Annotated in this window: 13 protein-coding genes and 1 tRNA gene; 7 read left to right on the forward strand and 7 right to left on the reverse strand. The window is 60.7% G+C overall.

The window, feature by feature from the left end; translation table 11 throughout:
* The 3 genes from CZ345_RS09050 to CZ345_RS16225 all read left to right on the forward strand — a co-directional run bounded on the left by CZ345_RS09050 (nucleotide 1) and on the right by CZ345_RS16225 (nucleotide 3,404).
* The gene (locus CZ345_RS09050) at nucleotides 1-1,353 is read left to right on the forward strand and encodes a TolC family protein (RefSeq protein WP_077072806.1); all 1,353 of its coding nucleotides are present in this window, start codon (nucleotides 1-3) and stop codon (nucleotides 1,351-1,353) included.
* A 121-nt stretch (nucleotides 1,354-1,474) separates the two neighbouring features.
* Nucleotides 1,475-2,245, forward strand: a complete 771-nt coding sequence (locus CZ345_RS09055; protein WP_077072807.1) for a hypothetical protein — start codon at nucleotides 1,475-1,477, stop codon at nucleotides 2,243-2,245.
* Between the two features lie 404 nt (nucleotides 2,246-2,649).
* Nucleotides 2,650-3,404, forward strand: a protein-coding gene (locus CZ345_RS16225; protein ID WP_239446655.1) for an IS5 family transposase whose coding sequence is annotated in 2 segments (ribosomal slippage) — nucleotides 2,650-2,983 and nucleotides 2,983-3,404 — 756 coding nt in all. Because the reading frame shifts where the segments join, the coding sequence is not laid out codon by codon here.
* Nucleotides 3,405-4,112: 708 nt separating this feature from the next.
* On the opposite strand, the gene CZ345_RS16615 is transcribed toward CZ345_RS16225, so the two are convergent.
* The 5 genes from CZ345_RS16615 to CZ345_RS09090 all read right to left on the reverse strand — a co-directional run bounded on the left by CZ345_RS16615 (nucleotide 4,113) and on the right by CZ345_RS09090 (nucleotide 10,793).
* Entirely contained in the window at nucleotides 4,113-4,451 is a 339-nt protein-coding gene (locus tag CZ345_RS16615) for a hypothetical protein (protein ID WP_144277296.1), read from the reverse strand.
* A gap of 58 nt (nucleotides 4,452-4,509) precedes the next feature.
* Complete coding sequence (locus CZ345_RS09075; RefSeq protein ID WP_077072810.1) at nucleotides 4,510-5,790, reverse strand: TRAP transporter large permease; 1,281 nt, start codon at nucleotides 5,788-5,790, stop codon at nucleotides 4,510-4,512.
* Nucleotides 5,791-5,799: 9 nt separating this feature from the next.
* Nucleotides 5,800-6,339: a TRAP transporter small permease gene (locus CZ345_RS09080; protein WP_077072811.1), complete on the reverse strand. Its 540-nt coding sequence runs from the start codon at nucleotides 6,337-6,339 to the stop codon at nucleotides 5,800-5,802.
* Nucleotides 6,340-6,421: 82 nt separating this feature from the next.
* Nucleotides 6,422-7,432, reverse strand: a complete 1,011-nt coding sequence (locus tag CZ345_RS09085; protein ID WP_077072812.1) for a TRAP transporter substrate-binding protein — start codon at nucleotides 7,430-7,432, stop codon at nucleotides 6,422-6,424.
* A gap of 304 nt (nucleotides 7,433-7,736) precedes the next feature.
* Entirely contained in the window at nucleotides 7,737-10,793 is a 3,057-nt protein-coding gene (locus CZ345_RS09090; protein WP_077072813.1) for a hypothetical protein, read from the reverse strand.
* Nucleotides 10,794-11,035: 242 nt separating this feature from the next.
* Here CZ345_RS09090 and CZ345_RS09095 point away from each other — a divergent pair, with 242 nt between their 5' ends.
* From CZ345_RS09095 to CZ345_RS16235, 3 genes are read left to right on the forward strand one after another with little or no spacing between them, the layout of a single operon-like run.
* Nucleotides 11,036-11,797, forward strand: a complete 762-nt coding sequence (locus CZ345_RS09095; RefSeq protein WP_077072814.1) for a DeoR/GlpR family DNA-binding transcription regulator — start codon at nucleotides 11,036-11,038, stop codon at nucleotides 11,795-11,797.
* Between the two features lie 5 nt (nucleotides 11,798-11,802).
* Nucleotides 11,803-12,516, forward strand: coding sequence for an MFS transporter (locus CZ345_RS16230; protein ID WP_083717282.1), 714 nt, complete (start codon nucleotides 11,803-11,805; stop codon nucleotides 12,514-12,516).
* A complete protein-coding gene (locus CZ345_RS16235) occupies nucleotides 12,504-13,028 on the forward strand; it encodes an MFS transporter (RefSeq protein ID WP_162274956.1) in 525 nt (174 codons plus the stop codon). Before CZ345_RS16230 ends, CZ345_RS16235 begins: the two co-directional genes overlap by 13 nt.
* Here CZ345_RS16235 and CZ345_RS09105 read toward each other — a convergent pair.
* Entirely contained in the window at nucleotides 12,988-13,668 is a 681-nt protein-coding gene (locus CZ345_RS09105) for an alpha/beta fold hydrolase (RefSeq protein WP_077072815.1), read from the reverse strand. The two genes, CZ345_RS16235 and CZ345_RS09105, sit on opposite strands and share 41 nt — an antisense overlap.
* 685 nt (nucleotides 13,669-14,353) lie before the next feature.
* The gene (locus CZ345_RS09110; protein ID WP_077072816.1) at nucleotides 14,354-14,596 is read right to left on the reverse strand and encodes a hypothetical protein; all 243 of its coding nucleotides are present in this window, start codon (nucleotides 14,594-14,596) and stop codon (nucleotides 14,354-14,356) included.
* A 540-nt stretch (nucleotides 14,597-15,136) separates the two neighbouring features.
* Here CZ345_RS09110 and CZ345_RS09120 point away from each other — a divergent pair.
* Nucleotides 15,137-15,212 (forward strand) — tRNA-Asn (locus CZ345_RS09120).
* Nucleotides 15,213-15,267 lie beyond the last annotated feature (55 nt).

Genomic DNA, 15,267 nt, shown 5'->3' on the forward strand with positions numbered 1-15,267 from the left:
ATGAAAACCCTGCCCTTGCTCTGCGCCGCGCTGCTTCTTGTTTCCGGCTGCGCCGGGCGCGACTATGCCATTCCCGACCAGGGCCTCATGAACGCAACGCAGATAGAAGAAAACTACCGTGTCGACCGCGAATGGTGGAAGGCCTACGGCGACGAATCGCTGAACCGCCTGGTGGACATGGCCCTTGAACGCAACATTGACCTTGCGCGCAGCACGATTTCGGTGAACCGCACGCTGTATCAGGCCCGCCAGCTCGGCGCGAACCTCGTGCCCTCCTTCTCCGCTTCCGGCGACGCCTCTTCCCGCACGGACATGGAAAGCGGGCACGCCTCGCGTTCGTTCAACGCCACCTTCGGCCTCGCCTACGAACTGGACCTGTGGGGCCGCCTGCGCAACGCGGCTTCCGCAGGCGCATGGGAATACCACGCCACGGAACAGGACAGGGAAAGCACGCGCCTTGCGCTCATCAACAGCGTGGTGAACACCTGGTACAGCATGGCGCAGACCACGCGCTCGCTGGAGCTTTCCCGCGAGAGCCTCACCTTTTACGAAAGGCTGCTCGCCATTGTGCAGGCGCAGTATGCGGCAGGCAAAACCGACGGACTGGACCCGGCGCAGACCGAGCAGAGCCTGCTTTCCCAGCAGGCCACGGTGCTCACGCTGGAACAGCAGCTTGCCGAGGAAAAGCGCACCCTGCGCGACCTTCTCAACCTGCGGCCAGAGGAAGAGCTGAACCTCACCCCGCCCGACCCGCTTTCCGTCGCCGTGCCCGAGGTGGATCTTTCGGTGCCCGTGGCGGCGCTGGGCCTGCGGCCCGACGTGAACGCGGCGGCCTGCCGCCTGCTTTCCGGCTTCCGCAATCAGGAAGCGGCGAAAGGCGACCTCTTCCCCGCCCTCAGCATCAGCGGCACGCTCGGCGCCTCTGCCGCATCCTTCAGCGACTTCTTCAGCGCGCCCTTCGTGAAGGGGCTCGTCAACCTCAGTCTGCCGTTTCTGGACTGGAATCGTGTAAAATGGAACGTGCGCATTGCCGAAGCGGACTTTGAAGACGCAAAACTTTCCTTCCGGCAGAGCGTAACCCAGGCACTGAACGAAGTGGCACTGTATTACCACACCCTGGGCAATGCAAAGCAACAACTTGAAAACATGAAGAAAAAGTATGAGGCCGACCTTCGTGTGGAAGCCTACCGCAAGGCGCGCTACGAACAGGGAGCAGATGAACTGAAAGACTATCTGGAAGCCCTGAAGGCCGGAAACGACTCCAGACTTTCCGTGCTGGAGAAGTCCTACGAGGTCATTTCCGCTTCCAATGCGGTCTGGCAGGCCATGGGAGGGCGTATTTTAAGCCGATAGATAATTTATTCATGAGATTGACCTTTTTTCTTTTTCAGCAGAGAATCGCCCCATCTGATCCTGTTGTCAGTGAGGCGATTTTCTTTTTCCGTCCCCTCTGAGAAGATATAAGGAATCTGCCATGAGCACATTTCGCAACCTTTCGTATGCCCTGCTTTTTCTGTCCCTTCTGTCCCTCGCGATGATATTCCCCTTCTCGCGGGCCAACTACAGCATGACCACCTTTTCCTTTCTGGGGGTGTTCGTCGCCGTGTTCGCGGTGAGTCTGGTGGCGCTCATCGCCTCCCTCACCATGTACTTCCATTCCAAGAACACGGCCATCACGGTACTCAAGCGTCGCGGCGGCCGCGCATATGCGGAACTTCTGCACCACAAGACGCTGCTCATCAGCGCCATGGACGGGGACAAGCACGTTTCCGACTGGGAACACTACCTCTACCATCCCGACGAATTTCCCCGCATCAAGAAGTTCCTCGGCGAGGAATACTTCCTGCTGCTTTCCTGCGACTCCTTCTTCTGCAATTCCAAGGCTGCGGAAGCGTACAACGCATTTAAAACCCTGCACAACGACTTTGCCGCCTTCATCCGCTCCATTTCCTACGACCGCATCGAATGCGCCAAGTTCAGGAAGCTCTATGCCCGCGTGACCGGGCAGGAAATGACCTCGCACACGCCTGTGGAGGAATTCCAGAACGAAGAACTGAGCGAAGCCTATGAAGCGCTGCTTGCCGCCAACGAACAGGCGCTCAGCACGGTGGAAGGCCTGCTTTCCAAGATAGAAACCTTTGAGCAGCGCCTGGACCGCTACTATACGGCGGGCATTTCCTGGCAGACCACCAAGAAGGCTCTGGACGCCCGCTATCAGGTGTGGTTGCACGCCACCGAAGTGTAGTTTTGCGGACGCGGCGGCCTACGCCACGCTGCGCCCCCCTTGCATCAACAAAAGGCCCGCCGAACACCGGCGGGCTTTTTGTTTGCGTTTTACATGCAAAGGCGGAAGAGCGCGAAGGCCCGTCTGTTCTGGACTCGTTGTGCGGACGCAGGGCCTGCACGACGCGGGCCCTGCTCACGGCGGAAGTGAATTCCGCCTGCGACCTTTCCTTCGCCCTGGTGGAACAAAGGCCCGTCAGCTCTGGACACGCCGTACAGGGGGCGAGGCCTGCACGGTGGGCATGGCGTTTAACGCCGGGAGTGAATCCCGGCTGCTTATGCCCTCGCGGCCCGGCCGCCTAAGCTCAGGACTCATTAATTGCCAAAAGGGTAAAAAGTTCTTATTGTCGGCATAGGGAGGATGCCATGAAGGAACTTTTTTATCTTTCTCATGAACAGATTGCTCGTATCAAACGCTACTTTCCTCGTTCCCATGGCATTCCGAGAGTCGATGACAGGCGTGTCGTCAGCGGCATTATCTATGTCATCAAGCACGGCCTGCAATGGAAAGATGCTCCGTGCGAGTATGGACCATACAAAACTCTCTACAATCGTTTTATCCGCTGGAGCCGATTGGGGGTCTTTAACAGGATTTTTGCGGAGCTTGTTGAGCAAAACGGCTCCACAACACGCTTGATGATTGATGCCACACATCTCAAGGCACACAGGACAGCAGCAAGTTTGCTGAAAAAAGGGGCCTTTCCCGATGTATCGGACGCACAAAAGGCGGCCTGAATTCAAAACTCCACGCTGTCTGCAATGCCTTCGGTCAACCGTTGGCCTTCCATCTGTCCGGCGGTCAGGTGAGCGACTACAAAGGCGCTGCTGTCCTGCTTGATACTCTGCCGCAGGCCGGGGAGCTTCTGGCGGATAGAGGCTATGATGCCGACTGGTTTCGTCATGCCTTGTCCCGTAAAGGAATCACGCCGTGTATTCCCGGCAGACACAGCCGGAAAACTCCGGTGGCCTATGACAAGGAGGTTTATAAGCAGCGGCACAAGATAGAAATCATGTTCGGCCGACTCAAGGATTGGCGCAGAATAGCCATGCGTTATGACCGTTGTGCACACACGTTCTTTTCGGCTATTTGTCTCGCTGCCATTGTCATCTTTTATATTTAATGAGTCCTGAACCTAAGGCGGGCCGGGGGCGACACCATCACCCGGGTGACGCAACGGCCCGTCTGTTCTGGACACGCTGTACGGACGCAGGGCCTGTACGACGCGGGCCTTGCTCACGGCGGAAGCGAATTCCGTCTGCGCGACCCTCGCGGCCCGGCCGCTCGAAAGCGCCCGGGGGTCCCAGAGCGCTGAGAGAGCATTGCCCCTGGTAAACGAAGGCGGAATAACATGCAGAAAGGAAAACTTCGTTTCCCGGCAGCGGCAGGACTGAACATTGAGAAAGTCCCGCCTTTGCAAAAGAAGAGGGAATGCGGCACAACACCTGTGCTGCCCGTTCACCATGGGGAAACGAAAGGCCCTTGAGACGGCGTCCTATACAAAGCAGGGGCAGAATAAAGCCAAGGTTAAGCCCCATGCGCTTTTTATCTCCTTCCTTTAATCCGTTGCCCGGCACGGCCGGAAAACGGTCGGCCTGCGTGAGCGGGTCCGAAGGACACGCTCACACGGAAAAAGCAGCCCGAACGCGGCAGGCAAGGCGCTCCCACGCCCGGCGCTTCCGACAAAAACACACTCCCGGAGCACGCCCTTACGCAAAACGCACGAAACGGGGCGCCCCGGTGAAAAATCCGCACCATCCTCCAGTCACGCCCTCCGGCAGCGAGTCGGAGGAAGGCTTCCGCCTCCCCTCCTCCACGGCGGCCCTGCCTGCTATGGGGGTTCGGGGGAGATTATCTCCCCCGAAAAACGCTCTCTTCTCCCACTTCCCTCCCGGCGGGGGCTGGGGCGGAGCCCCGGTGCCTTTCCCGGGGTGCGGGGCTCCGCCCCGCCTGCCTTTCCTCTCTTCCTGCCTTTCCTCTCTTCCTGCCTTTCCTCTCTTCCTGCCTTTCCTCTCTTCCTGCCTTTCCTCTCTTCCTGCCTTTCCTCTCTTCCTGCCTTTCCTCTCTTCCTGCCTTTCCTCTCTTCCTGCCTTTCCTCTCTTCCTGCCTTTCCTCTCTTCCTGCCTTTCCTCTCTTCCTGCCTTTCCTCTCTCCGGGCTGTCGTGGGCAAGGCATAAAAAAGGCTCCTTCTTCCGAAGGAGCCTTTTGCGTTACCCTAAGTCAGGCCGTCAGATAAGCCAGTTCATGGGGATGATGGACAGCTTGGGGAAGACCGTGAGCAGGAGGAGCATCACGATTTCCACAAACAGGAAGGGAAGCAGGTTCTTGACCAGAGCGGGCAGCTTGAGGTTGCCGATGCCGCACACGACATAGAGAACCGTACCGACGGGAGGCGTGATGACGCCGATGCCGAGGTTCAGGATGAAGATGAGGCCGAAGTGGTAGGGATCGATACCGGCGTCCAGAATCAGCGGGTAGAACACGGGCGCGAAGATAAGGACGTTGGGGGTAAGGTCCATGACCATGCCGATCAGGAACAGGAAGACGTTGATGAGCAGCAGCAGGATGATGGGGGAATCCTTGAACGGAGCGAACAGGGAAATGATCTGCTGCGGGATGTCGGCCAGAGTGATGAAGTAGCCGATGGCGGTAGCGGTGGCCACGATCATCATAACGGCGGCGGTGGTACGGGCGGAGGAAGCGCTCACGCGCAGGAGGTCCTTGAGGCCGATTTCACGGTACCAGAGCAGGCACACCAGAATGGCGTACACGGCGGCGAAGGCGCCGCCTTCGGTAGGCGTGAACACACCGAAGCGGATACCGCCGAGCAGGAGCACGGGCATCATGAAGGCGGGGGTGGCGTCGATGAGGATCTTTCTCTTTTCCTCGCGGGTGAACTTGATGGTTTCATGGTAGCCGTCGATACGGACGATGAAGAACCACATGATCATGAGGGCGAGGCCGATGAAGATACCGGGGAAGAGGCCTATCATGAACAGCTTGGTGATGGACAGGCCGCTCACGCAGGAACCGAGGATGATGAAGTTGGTGCTCGGGGGGATGATGGGTCCGAGGATGGCGCCGGAGGAGATGATGGCGCCCGCACGGCCGGGCTTGTAGCCCACCTGCTTCATCATGGGCAGCAGCAGGCCGCCGAGAGCGGCGGCTTCACCCACGGAGCTGCCCATGAGGCCGGCGAAGATGACGGAAGCCACGATGGCGGCGTAGCCGAGGCCGCCGCGCACGCCGCCGATAAGCAGCTGCGCGAACTGGACGACGCGCTTGGAAAGGCCGCCCGCAGCCATGATTTCACCGGCGAACACGAAGAAGGGAATGGCCATGAGGGGGTAGTTGTTCGCCCCGTCGAGCATACAGGAGGCAATGGTCATGGGGTCCCACATGTCGGCGTGGAACATGAGCACCATGGCGCAGAGCACGAGCACCATGGCGATGGGAATGCCGAAGCACAGGAAGACGAAGAGAGATCCGAGAAAAAGAAACAGTTCCATACTCTCTCCTTAGTGCTGAAGCTCAGACAGGTCTATCCCCGAGGTCTTCTTGAATTCGGAAGCGGGGGTACGAAGGATGGCGATCAGGTCGCGCAGCTGGAGCACGATGGCGGCGGCGGCCATGATGGGGAGCGTCGCGTTGATGATGGCCATATTGACGTAGGTGGCGATGGCGTAGGTGTCGAGCGTCATCTGCACATAGGAGATACCGCCCTGCAGCAGGACAAGCAGCGCCGAAATGGAAAGCAGAATGGCGATGACGTTCATCGCCTTGCGGCAGTTGCCCTGGAGCATGTCCACCACCATTTCCACGGCGATGTGCTTTTTACGGTAGAAGGCCTCGATGGCACCGAAGAACGTGATGTAGATAAACAGGAAGCGGGCCCACTCTTCGCTCGGCGGATAACCGGAGTTGAAGCAGTAACGCAGAACGGCGTTCAGGAACACCAGGCCGATCATGCCCAGAAAGATGCAGGCACAGAAAATCTGGAAGGCGACGGCGCCGACCTGATTGGCCTTATTCCTGGCGGCAGAGGGAGTTTCACTCATATAAAAACCTCAGAAGAAACAGCCAGAGATGCGGGAAAAAAAGAGAGCCTGCCTGTGGCAGGCCCTCCATCTTCAGCCGGGGCTACTTGAAGCTGGCAGCCTTGTCGAAAATGGCCTGCGCGTTGGGCACGTAGGTCTTGTCGTTGGAGGAATCGGTGAACATGGTCCAGGTGCGCTTGGCAGCCTCGGTCATGTGGTCCTTCATGGCCTGGGTAGGTTCGGACACGGTGCCGCCATGGTCTTCGATTTCCTTGATGGAAGCCTTGTCCATATCCTGCACGAGCTTCCAGATGTCTTCAGCAGCGAGGCGGGCAGCTTCGTTGAACCAGGCCTTGTCCTGATCGGGCAGGGACTGATACAGCTTTTCGTTGATGAAGAGGCTGTGGATGACGAGGATGTGACCGGTCAGAGTGATCTGCGGGCACTTTTCGTAAACCTTGGTGGAGGTGATGTCGGTGAGGGGGCTGTCGCCGCCGTCGATGACGCCCTGGTCGACGGAGCTCATGACTTCAGCAAAAGGCATGGCCTGACCGTTGATGCCGCATTCCTTGGCGAAGGTGGTGTACAGGGTGATGTTCGGCACGCGGAGCTTGAGGCCCTTGATGTCGTCGATGCTCTTCACCGGGTTCTTGGTGTAGAAGTGACGGAAGCCCAGGGGGAACATGTTGAGGGTGCGGAGGCCGGACTTTTCGGTGAAGCCTTCGGTGAGGAGGTCGAACACGCCGCCGTTGATGGCCTTGTAGGCATGTTCATAGCTGTCGTACAGCATGGGGGTTTCCATCATGGCCATGGCGGGATGGAAGGCGGCAACCTGGGTGCCGGTGGCGCACATTTCAATGGTGCCGCGGCGGGTATCGGCGATGTACTTGTCTTCCTTGCCGAGGGAGCTGTTGGGGTAGACCTTGACCTTGTACTTGCCGTTGGAGAGCTTTTCCAGATATTCGCCGAACTTGTGCATACCGATGGTTTCGGGTTCACCTTCGGCCTTCATGCCGGCGATCTTAATGGTCTTGGCGGCCTGAGCCGTACCCACCATGGCGGTGGCGCCGAGCATCAGTCCCATGATCAGGGAAAGAGCAACAAAGCGTTTCATAAGTCCTCCTCAGAACTTGTTCCATATGCCGCTTGAGGCATATCTCTTGTTAACGCCGCCCTCTGCGAACCAACAGAAAACGGCATTCACAGGCATCCTATCTTTTGTCTGTGAATATATTTTTCTTATACGCCAATTCCGCCCTTTATGCAAGAGAGGTTTCTTTCTTTTCTGGCTTTTATCTCTATGAAATTTTCGAAAGAGAACGCATAAAGGCCGAAGGTTGCAAACAAGCCCCCCTCCCGTTATGCATACGGCGCATTGCCGGGAAGGGAACTTGCAGAAAAAATCCGGGCAGGAATTTCTATTCCGCGGCCGTGTCGTTCCGCACGGAGGCGGACGCAGAGGCGGAGGCGGGGCCTTCGAATCGTATGGTCGGCAGGGGCTGCACATCCTTTCTGCCGGGGCGGCAGAGTTTCATCATGGCGTAGAGGTAATCGCGCCTTCTGTCCAGATAGAAGGCCAGCGGCTGGGAGAAGTTGCGGCCCACCAGTCCGTCCACGAAAAGCTGGCTGATGTCGCGTTCCCTGAGCAGCACGAGCTGGGAACGGGCGAACACGGTTCTGTCGGCCTGGCTCATGTTCCTCACCATGCGGCGGAAGGCATCCTGCGCGCGGGGCTGGTAGAACCAGAAGTACATGAGGTCGAGGGCGTTGATGATGAGGGCAAGTTCCAGCTTCTTCGCCTCGCCTTCCAGTCCTCCCATGCGGCCTTCGGAACGGGCCAGCTTGATGAGGATGTCCTCTTCGGGGAAGAGCAGCTCAAGGCGAGTGTAGCAGGAAAACACGCGGGCCACCTTGCCGTCGTAGTCCCAGCGGCGCATGCGGCGGTTGTTCTGGCTGTCGGCATAGCCTTCGATGACGGCGGCCACGGTGTCGGAAGCGAGCTTGGAAATGATGGCCGCGCTCGGCACCGAGTAGAACAGCGGGTCGGCCACGCCGCACATGAGCAGTATGGCCACGAAGGCCTGGTTGTACCAGGAGGAAACGGGAATGGCGAGCGCGCTGCGGAACAGGTTGCCTATGGCCGCCTCCCTCGGGAAGCCGCGGTAGATGTTGTGGGCGCAGATGTAGATGGCGTTCACGAAGTTGAGCACCGTGAACACGATGCCCGGGTACTCGCGCACGCTGAGCCCGCAGAGATCCTCCAGCAGCCACACGCGCACCACCACTTCCAGAAGCGCCACGGAAATGCCCGTGTACATGAGCGAATCGCAGATGCGGCTGATGCTCACATGGTCCTTCCAGCGCAGGAGCGTGTTGCGCGTGGTGCCGTTGCCGGCCACCACCATCTGAATGATGTTGCGTATGCCGGTGATGCCGAACCAGATGAAGGTGCCGAACCAGGCGAGGAACCACCAGTCCTGCGTATAGAGGAAGGACGCCACGGAGGGGATGAAGCCCGCCATGACCTTGATCCAGTTGGTCACGGTGGTGCTGAGGTAGGCGGAACCGGGCTTGTCCTCCTTCGGCTGCGCCTTTTCCTCCCTGAGTCCGTTGGCGCGGGGCGTGTTGATGCCGCCGAGGCTCACCACGTTGCCGCGCCGCATGATCTGGCTGTTGTCGTCGGGGAGCCAGGCCCTGTTTCTGGCCTGACGGAAATGCCGCAGGCCCGGCACGCGGCGCACCGCGCGGGTGAAGGAGGACACGTTCTCCCTGTCGTCCTCGTAGCTTATGCGTTCCTCAATACGGGTGTACACGGGAATTTCGCCCATGTACTCGCTGTTCTCGCGCAGGGTTTTCTTGGCGCGCTTGGGCAGGGTTTCGGTATAGACGAAGCCCATGCCGAAGGAACGGTTGCCGTTGTTCCGCGCGGAATTGGAGCCGATGCGGCTCTTCAGGGGATTCTTGCGGTAGTATTCCCACAGGGTGGGGATATTGCTCTGAATGCTGCGGAACTTTCCGGCGCGTTCCTTTTCGCCGGAGGCTTCCAGACTGTCGAGAATCTCATGCACGATCTGCTTGATGCGGGGGCCGCGGCCCTCGTTGAGCACGCGCTGCAGTTCGTTGATGGCGGGCAGGTCGTTCAGAAGGCCCTCGTGCCAGTCCTTGAGGTTGAAAAGCTCAAGGTGCGTGATGCAGCAGTCGCAGTCGTAGAGAAGCTCCAGCACGTCCCGCACGTTGAGTCCGGCAAGGTTCAGGATGAGGCGGTAGCCGGTGTGCATGCCGGTGAGCAGCTCCACCATCTCGGCGGGAGACCGCGTGAACATGGCGGGCACGCCCTCGCGCGCGCCGCCGATTTCGGGCAGGTCGCTCCCTTCCAGCCATTCCGAGGCCACCACGCCCGCGGTAAGGTTGTCCAGCGCCGTCAGTTCCTTTTCCGCCGCGCCTTCGGCATCGTCGCCGGAGGCCATGCGCGCGCGGAGCCTCTCGGCGCGCAGGCGCATGAAGGGCAGCACATGGTTGTGCACGCATTCGGCAAGGTGCTCGAACGAAGGCTGGCCGAGGCCCACGCAGGCCGTGAGCCTTGCGGGCACGAGGGCGGGAATTTCCACCTCCCAGGCCTTTTCCAGCTCGGGACGGCGGCGCGTGTTCCAGGCTTCCAGCGCCTCAAGCGTCCGGCCCTTGCGCCATTCCACGGCGGCGCGCCCTTCCGCGGTCAGGGCCTGCACCTTGTCGGTTTCCAGAAATTCCAGAAAGTCCGCCGCGGCGCTGAAGCCGCGCGGCACCCACACCATACTGATGTAGCGGCCCCGGAAGGGACAGCAGAACTCCAGCCCCACGCGCACATGAATGCCCATGATGGCCGCCGCGTCCAGAATCTCCTTGGCCGCCGCGTAGTCGATGTAGTTGGAGTACACCACCGTAAGGTAGCGCAGGCCCTTGATCCACGCGTCCATGATGAGATGCGTGGGCGTCTTGCGGCCGCGGGAATGGGCGTCGTACACATGGTCGTCGAAGGAAAGCTGATTCCATTCCTCGGGCATTTCCGGCAGATGGTAACGCGCCAGCATCTTGCGGACCACGCGGGGCGTGCCCTGCGCGGCCTTGCGGAAATCGTGGGCGAGCTTGAGCTGCGTGAGCGGAGAATCCTGCGCGCGCACCAGATCCTTCATGATCTGCAGAAGCACGCGCGCGGTGTTGCGCCTGAGCATGGAATGAGCGCTGCTCAACACCTCGTCATACAGGGCCTGAAGAGCCATGAGCCTGTCGTCGGCCTGGCCGACTTCCAGATTGGTGAGCAGGTTGATGACCGCATAGGCCACGCGGGATACGCGGGAAATGACCAGCCCCTTGATGCCGTGCGGATGAAGATTCGCATCGAACACCCGGCTCTGCGCCTTGTCGGGGCACTCCAGTATTCTGTTGACCAGAGTCAGGATTTCCCGATCCTGTCTGTCGAAATAAAGTTCCGGGGACATGCCTTCTGCCTCGTATGCGAAAACGCTTCCGGCGCGGCCGGTGAGCGGCAGGGAGTGGGATAGGGAGGGAATTATTACGCCAATGTTACGATGATAAGAAGCTGACTGTAGTTTTATTACGCCAGTATGTCAATAGTGTTTTTTTTCACATCTCGATTCCCATAACGGAGGCGAAAAGCTTTTTTCTTGCCGAAGCGGGTTTCCCGCCCTATACTCCGGGCAATTTCCTCCGGGGATGCGCCATGAACAAAGCAGACAGCCGAAAGAAAAATCTTCTGGAATACCTCAACAAGCGCGGTTACGCCACCATTGAGGAACTGGCCCAGCAGTTTTCCGTCACACCGCAGACCATGCGGCGCGACATCAATCAGCTTGCGGAAGAAGGCAGCGTACAGCGCTTTCACGGGGGCGTGGGTATGCCCCTCGGCACGGAAAACATCATCTATCATCAGCGGAAACTCCTTTTCACGGAGGAGAAGCGGCGCATTGCCGAACTGGTGGCGGCGCATATTCCCGACGGGGCCTCGCTGTGCCTCAACATCGGCACCACCACCGAGGCCGTGGCCTGCGCCCTTTCCGGGCACAAGAATCTGCGCATACTCACCAACAACCTCAACGTGGCGCGCATCTGCGCGGCCAACCCGGGCTTTGAGGTCATCATCGCCTGCGGCACGGTGCGTTCCCACGATCTCGGCGTCACCGGGGCGGAAACGGAGCAGTTCATACGGGAATTCCGCATGGACTTCGGCATCATCGGCATTTCCGGCATCGACGAGGAAGGGAACCTGCTCGATTACGACTACCGGGAAGTTTCGGTGGCCCGCACCATACTCGCCCATTCGCGGCGCGTGTTTCTTGCCTGCGACAACTCCAAGTTCGGCCGTCCCGCCATGGTCCGGGTGGGGCATCTGCGCCAGCTCGAAGCCGTCTTTTCCAACTCTCCCCTCCCCGCCCGCTGGCAGAACCTCATACGGGAATCGGGCGCGGGGCTTTACCTTGCCTGAACGCCATGGAAAACATCTCCCGTCCCCGCCGCCAGGTCGTCATCTTCGCGCTGCTCACCGCCGTATGCGTCGCAGCCGACGCCATGCTCTATGTGGTTCTTCCCGTGCGCTGGATGGAGGCCGGTCTCTCCTCGTTATGGGAAGTGGGGCTGGTGCTCTCCCTGAACCGCCTCGCACGCCTGCCGCTCAATCCCGTCATCGGCTGGGTGTATTCCCGGCTCAGCATAAAAACCTGCGCCATCTTCGCCGCGCTGCTGGCCCTGCTCATTCCCATAGGCTACGCCCACGCCTCCACCCTCGCCGCATGGGCCGCGCTGCGCATTCTGTGGGGGCTTGCCTGGTCGCTGCTCAAGCTGGGCGGGCTTTTCACCGTCATGGATGCTTCAAGCGGGCACGACAGGGGCTACCTCATCGGCCTCTATACGGGCACCTACCGCCTGGGCAACCTCGTAGGTATGCTGGGCGGCGGGCTCATGGCCGACGCTGCGGGCCTGCGCCCCACCCCGTTCTCCTATTGGGCGCGGCCGTGGCCGCCCTGGCCCTGCCCATGGCCGTGTTCCTGCTCAGGCGTACCCCGCCCGCCCACCGGAAGGCCGAAGAAGCGGAACCTTCCGGGAAAAAGGGCCTCTTCGCCCTTGTTTCCGGCGAACTTGTCTGGGTGCTGTTCACCTGCCTCTTCGTCACGCTCGTCATCGAAGGCTTCTTCATGTCCACCCTGAGCGCGCTTCTGGAACATCACTTCGGCGCAGGGGCCACGCTTTTCGGCGTGTTCATCGGCTGCGCCACGCTGGCGGGCGTCATGCAGTCTCTGCGCTGGAGCTGGGACCCCGCGCTCTCTCCGCTGGTGGGCCGCATTTCCGACGGGCCTCTCGGCCGTACGCGCATGTTTGCGGCGGGCTGCTTCTGCGCCGCGCTGCTCTTTGCCCTCACCACGCTGCCGCTGCCCCTTGCGCCGTGGCTTCTCCTCATCATCGGCATAGAGCTGTGCTGCACCGCCATGACCACCCTTTCCGACGCGCTCGCCACGGATGTGGCCTCCCGCTCGCAGGCGGTGTTCGTCATCACCGCCTACACGCTGGCCATCGATCTCGGCGCGGCGCTCGGCCCTCTGGGCGGGTACGCGGTGCTTTCGGTGTGGGGTATGGACGCGGCCTACCTCGCCGCAGCGGGTCTGCTGCTGCTCTTCGCCCTCAAATGGGCCTTCCGGCCGCCGGTGCAGGCGCATCCATAAGCGAAAGCGTGATGAAAGCCGCCCCGTACTCGCGGAACATGCCCAGGGCATCCGCATGGCGCAGCACGGAAGGCACGCGGTTCAGGTTCGCCTCGCGCACATATTCCCACGGTCTGCCGAGGCGCGCCACGTTGTTTTCCCTGCTCCACGCCGCCCGTGCGTAGGGCAGGTACACGTTGAGCCAGCGCCGGACGGAAGGCAGAGGCACCGGGCCCCGCAGGCCCACAGGGTCCAGCGTGACCAGCGCATCCACGCGCACCTTCGGCAGCGAAGGAACCATGTCCCGCGCAAGGGAACTCGCGCCCCAGCTGTGCCCAATGAGCACCACGCGGCGGGAAAGCTCCCCGTACCGGCGAAGAATACGCCGCGTTGCCGCGTGTTCGTCGTGCTCGCGGTAGTACACATCGAATCCCGGGCCGAGCAGCGCGTGCACGTCGCCCTTCAGCGCATAGGCCCTGCCGAGAAAACCGTCGGTAAAGCCGCCCATGATGAGGCAGAGATTTCCCGGCACATCGTCCGGCGCGTCTTCCAGCGCGCGCATAAAGGCAGCCTCCTCCCGCGCGGAACGGGCGGAAAGGCCGAAGGAGCGCAGCAGCCGCAAAGGGTTTCTGTTCCAACGATAGGAAAAAACGATGGCCATGAGGGTTCTCCTTCTGCTTGTCAGTCCGTTTTCCCGGAAAAGGGCTACGGTTACACCGTAACCCGGCGGGGAAATGTTGGCAACGCGCAAAGCCGCATCTCTCACGGCGCAGGTTCCTCCCTCCCGCAAAAAGCCCTTTACGCAGAGCCTTCCGCCGCCCCTGCCCCGGGCCCCCTCTTCCCCGGCAGACCGGCCTTAAAAGCCCCCGGGGGCGGTACGCCGCCCTCCTTTTCCGGAGTCGCTCCCCTGCCCGCGCGGAAAGCCCTAGCCTTTGCACCGTTCTGCAAAGCTCCCGGGGGTCGCTCCCCTGCCCGCGCGGAAACTTCTTCCTCCCGCCGGGGAAAAGCTTTCTCCTGCACGGCTCCCCTTCGCGGGATTCTCCGGCCTGCTCCCGGCACAGAAACGCCTGTTCCCCGGCCCGGGCCGTCGCCTTCCGGCACCGGCCGGAGTGTGCGGCCGGAGTGTGCGCTCAAAGTTCCGCGCCTTTTTGCGGGCCGTGCCCTCCGGTATCCCCGGCGCGGGGCGTGCACAGGGGGGGACGGCGACCCGGGCCGCTCCTCCCCGAGACGCTTTCCCTCCGGCAGCAGATTCCGGGGCAGCGCGCCCATGCTCAGGCGTACTTTTCCGCCCGCATCCCGGCGCGTTTCTCAAGGAATGCGTCCTCCGGCCACGACGCCGCGGAACATCAGCGCTTTTCCGCCACCAGCGCTTCCAGCCTGCGGGCAAGCTGGAACAAATCCCCATGGCCGAGACGCGAAGGATCGTATTCCAGCAGAAGCGTGGCCGCCGCGCCGTCCGTCTCCACGCGCGTCACGCCCTCCACCTTTTCAAGAAAGGCCCTCACGGCCGCCGCTCTGTCCTCTTCCCTCAGCGCATCGTGCGCCACACATATTCTGCCCCTGCCGAATTCTTTAATGGTATAAGACATGGCTCCTCGCTTGTATTTCCGTGCGGCGGCACAAGTTTGCATACATAAATAAAGTTTATCAAGCAAAACTTTTATGACGCACCGGGAAAAACGGAGCCTGTGCACAGCCGCCTTCCCGCAGGCCTGCGCCGGAGCCGGCGCACGCGAAGTCCTCTGCCCGGCAGCATTCCCCGCCCTTTCCCGCGGGAGCCTTTCCGCCCCGCCTGTCTCCTTTCGGCTCCCCGCCCTTCGGCCTTCCCTGCGTTTTCCCTTCTCCCTGCCCGGCAGTCCCGTTCCCCCCGTGACCGGGGCGCGTCCGGCCCCTCGCAAAGCGGCGGCAAGGCGGCCCTGCCCCATGGACAGGGCCTCACCGTTCTTGACGATTTTCCGCTCTCTGCTTTCGAAAAAACGCCTTTCCGGCCCCGTCTTCCCTGTATTTTCTCCGCACCGAAGCCTTGCGAAAAGCCACTTTCTCTTCTTTCTGAAAAAAAGATAAAAAAAATGCTTGACGGCAGGGGGCAAAACGCCTAAACACATTCCTGCAACGACGAGTTGTTCCGTTCCCCGATAGCTCAATAGGCAGAGCGGGTGACTGTTAATCACTAGGTTGGCGGTTCAAGTCCGTCTCGGGGAGCCATTTATGGCTCTGAAGAAGAATCCCAAAGTCCAATAAGGCTTTGGGATTCTTTGTT

It is taken from the genome of Mailhella massiliensis, assembly GCF_900155525.1.
In the GTDB taxonomy this organism is placed as follows: Bacteria; Desulfobacterota; Desulfovibrionia; order Desulfovibrionales; family Desulfovibrionaceae; genus Mailhella; species Mailhella massiliensis.